Below are 4,213 nucleotides of genomic sequence, written 5' to 3' on the forward strand. Positions count from 1 at the left end.
CAGGACCCGCGACGCATGGTAGTCGTCGAACAGCTTGCCGCCAAACTCGAGATACAACTTGCCGCCAAGTTCGTCGATCCGGCGACGAATCTGCTCGGTTTGTAACTCGATGTATTTCTCGTTATCAAAACCTTGACGCATGTCCCCATGCTCCTTCCAGCAGCCACGTTCTAACCTTGCCATTATACCGAAGCCGTCCGAACGAACCACGCCGTGCACAATCTGCATCCAAATACTCTACGCGGCCGAGGGCAAACGTCGCCATAAACAAAAGCGCCCCCACCCGTGCACGGAACGGGAGGGGGCCGAAAGGTAGGTCTCAGCCAGCTTTACCGCGTGTGAGCGAGGCAACCGGCTAGACGACTATGGGGTCGAGTGCACGGGTTACGGAACGATGACCACGCAGGCGATCGTAAGGATAACCATGCAGACCAAGGTGAGCACCACGATGAGCTTCATAGCGAACTTGAGCCAGGTGGTCCACTCGATCTTGGCGAGCGCGAGGCCGCCCATGATGGCGCCGGACGTCGGGGTGAACAGGTTCACGACACCGATGGCGGCGGAGAAGATCATGACCATGACCTCAGGCGAGAAGCCGAGCTCGGCAGCGAGCGGGCCCATGATGGGCATGGACACGGTGGCCATACCGGAGGTCGAGGGGATCAGGAAGGACAGGCCGAAGTACACCAGGTACGCCATGGGAGCGAAGATGATACCGGAGAGGCCGGCCAGGGCGTTCGCAGCCAAATCGAGGACGTAGACATCGAGGCCGGTGGACGCCATGAGGACGGAGATGCCGCGAGCAAGGGCGATGATGAGAACGACGGACATCATGTCGGCGGCGCCGGTGATGAAGGTGTTCACGATCTGCTTCTCGGACAGGCCGCCGATGATGCCGATCACGATAGCCATGATGAAGAACCACGTGGAGGCCTCATCGAAGTACCACTGGCCGATGGGCAGGCCGGTGATCATAGCGGACCAGCCGAGCTTGGTCTGGACCTCGGAGGTAGCGATGCCCTCGAGCTCGCCCTCGGCCACGGTCGTGGTCTCGTTGGCCTCGTCGTACGCAGCGACGAAGTCGTCGGTACCGACCTCGGTCTCGACGGTCTCCCACTGAGCGCCGGCGTCGAAGAAGTCGGCAACGCCCTGGTTGAGGTCACCCAGCGGAATGAAGCCGACGATCATGACGACGAAGGTGAAGGCGAAGGCAACCAGAACACCCTTCTGGCGACCGGTGAGCTTGACGTCCTTGGTGACCTCGGCGGCAGCTGCGCCGTGGGCCTCCTCGGCGTCCTTGAGCTCCTGCATGGAGAGGATGGTCGAGCCCTTATCGGCCTTGACCTTCTTGGCGTAGCTCATCACGAACGCGATGGAGATAGCGGTGGTCACGATCCACAGGACGGCACCAAGACCGATGATGATGGTCTGGTTGACCTCGATGCCGACACCGCGAAGGGCGTCGACGGCGGCGCCGACGGCAAAGGGGTTGACCGTGGAGCCCAGGCAGCCGCAGCCGGCGCCCAGAAGAACGGTCGCGGCGCCGACCATGGGGTCGAAGCCTGCGGCCATCATCGTGGCAGCGAGCAGGGCGTAGAAGGGCACCGTCTCCTCGCACATACCATAGCTGGTACCGCCGAGGGAGAAGATGAACATAAGGACGGGGATGATCATCAGCTCGTTGCCCTTGAGCTTCTTGACCAGGACGGCGATGCCGTTGTCGAGGGCACCGGTCTCGGTCATCATGCCAAGGAAGCCACCGAGGATCATAACGAACAGGCATACGGGGAGGGCATCCGCGAAGCCGCGGACGGGCGCCATGAAGAAGTCATCCAAGCGGGCAGCGGTGACTTCGGGCGTGATGCCGGCAACAGCGACGGTGATGAGCGCTACGACTGCCAGCAGGATAAGAAGAATGGTGAACGATGAAGGCATACCACGCTTTTTCTTAGCGGTCTCAGTCAAGGTTCTCATCCCCCTTTCGTATCAAGGTGTTGTTCTGTTCCCCGCATCGATACCGTGCCGTGCTTCTTACGATGCGAGGGCTGCAGAGGACTGCCGATAATAAACGCCCCAAGGCGGGTGCCGCTCGGAAGCAGCACCCGCCCGGGGAGGCTCAAGCTACTTACTTGAGGGTGGCGTACATGATCGCCTTGATGGTGTGCATGCGGTTCTCGGCCTCATCGAAGACCTTGGACTGCTTGGACTCGAAGACAGCGTCCTCGACCTCCATCTCGGTGACACCGAACTTCTCGGCGATGTCCTTGCCGATGGTGGTGTTGGTGTCGTGGAAGGCCGGCAGGCAGTGCAGGAAGATGGCGGACGGATCGGCCATGGCCATGAGCTCGGTGGTGACGCGGTAGTCCTGGAGCTGGTTGATGCGCTCGGTCCAAACCTCGTCAGGCTCGCCCATGGAGACCCACACGTCGGTGTAGATGACGTGCGCGCCGGTGCAGGCGTCCTTGACGTCGGAGGTCAGCTTGATGGTGCAGCCGTTCTCCTCAGCGATGGGCTTGCAGGCCTCGATGACGTCGTCGGCGGGCATGCACTCCTGCGGACCGCAGGCCACGAAGTTCATGCCGAGCTTGGCGCAGACGACCATCAGGGAGCGAGCGACGTTGTTCTTGCAGTCGCCCATGAAGACGAGGGTCTTGCCCTTGATGTCGTAGTTGAAGTTCTCCTGGACGGTCAGGATGTCGGCGAGCATCTGGGTGGGGTGCCACAGGTCGGTCAGGCCGTTCCACACGGGCACGCCGGACTTGGCGGCGAGCTCCTCGACGTCCTCCTGATCGAAGCCGCGGAACTCGATGCCGTCATACATGCGGCCGAGAACGCGGGCGGTGTCCTCGATGGACTCCTTCTTGCCCATCTGGGACGAACCGGGATCGAGGTAGGTCACGCCCATGCCGAGGTCCATGGCGCCGACCTCGAAGGCGCAACGGGTGCGCGTAGAGGTCTTCTGGAACAGCAGGACGATGTTCTTGCCCTCGAGGTAGCGGTGCGGGGTACCCGTGCGCTTGAGGTCCTTGAAGTTCTTGGAGAGCTTGAGCATGTACTCGATCTCTTCGGTGGTGAAGTCGAGCAGGCGCAGGAAGCTGCGACCGGAGAGGTTAACGCCCATGTGCGTATCCTTTCTAATAAATGACAGGCATGCCGCGGATGCGACATGCAGTAAGTATGACGGCGCATCACGACCGATGCGCCGTCAAATTCATAAGATCTTAGAGGTCCTCACGCCAGAAGGGCATGCTCATGCAGCGCGGGCCGCCACGACCACGGGAGAGCTCGGCGGAGGGAACGACCAGGAGATCCAGGCCCTCCTTGTAGAGCACGTCGTTGGTGACGGTGTTGCGGGCATAGACGCAGATCTTGCCGGGGGCGACGGCCAGCGTGTTGGAGCCGTCGTTCCACTGCTCGCGAGCAGCAGCGATCGGGTCGCCGCCACCGCAGGGGATCAGCTTGATCTGATCGACGCCGGTAGCATCCTCGAGGATGTGCTCGAGCGTGTCGACCATTTCCTTGATGTTGACCTCGCCGGGGTTCTTGCCCGGGGTGAGCTCGTACACCTTGAGGGTGCCCATGATCGCCGGGTGGATGGTGAACTTATCCACGTCGATCTGGGTGAAGACGGTGTCGAGGTGCATCATGGCGCGGTTGTTGGGGATGTCGAAGGCGAGGATGCGATCGACCTTGGAGTCGCTGTTCCAGAAGATGTTCTGGGCCATGACGTCGATAGCGGCAGCCTGGGTGCGCTGGGAGATGCCCACGGCCAGGGTGTGCTCGTTGATGTTGAGGACGTCGCCACCCTCGGTGTGGTAAGCGGCATCGCGACGGAAGTACAGGGACACGTCCTTGTAATCCGGGTGATACTTGAAGATGTACTTGCCGTACAGGGTCTCGCGGTTGCGGGTGACGGAGTACATACGGTTCAGGCAGACGCCGTTGCCGACGACCGCGAACGGGTCGCGGGTGAAGTACAGGTTGGGCATCGGGTCGATGATGAGATCGGACTCGGACTCGGTGTTGACCAGGGAGTCAAGCGTGGTGGAGCTCACGAGCGGCATCTCGATCTCGGCCTTGGTGAGACCGGCCATCGTCTTCTGGACGAACTCGAGGTTGTCCTTGATGGAATCGAGCTTCTCGCGGACGACCTTGGGCATCTCCTTGCCCTTGATGCCGGCCTCGGCGATGTACTGATCCAGGAACTCCTGGC

Annotated in this window: 4 protein-coding genes; all 4 read right to left on the bottom strand. The window is 61.4% G+C overall.

What is annotated here, in order from left to right:
- Positions 1-141, bottom strand: a 141-nt coding sequence (locus I2E26_RS07485) for a DUF1846 domain-containing protein (protein ID WP_195420234.1), incomplete at its 3' end; no start/stop codon positions are given.
- Between the two features lie 243 nt (positions 142-384).
- On the bottom strand, positions 385-1,974 hold the full coding sequence (locus I2E26_RS07490; RefSeq protein WP_195420235.1) for a YfcC family protein: 1,590 nt from the start codon (positions 1,972-1,974) through the stop codon (positions 385-387).
- 151 nt (positions 1,975-2,125) lie between these two features.
- On the bottom strand, positions 2,126-3,121 hold the full coding sequence (gene argF / locus I2E26_RS07495) for an ornithine carbamoyltransferase (protein WP_147588077.1): 996 nt from the start codon (positions 3,119-3,121) through the stop codon (positions 2,126-2,128).
- 100 nt (positions 3,122-3,221) lie between these two features.
- On the bottom strand, positions 3,222-4,213 hold a 992-nt coding region (locus tag I2E26_RS07500; protein WP_195420236.1), incomplete at its 5' end, for an arginine deiminase family protein.

This window comes from Collinsella sp. D33t1_170424_A12, from assembly GCF_015554865.1.
Lineage (GTDB): Bacteria > Actinomycetota > Coriobacteriia > Coriobacteriales > Coriobacteriaceae > Collinsella.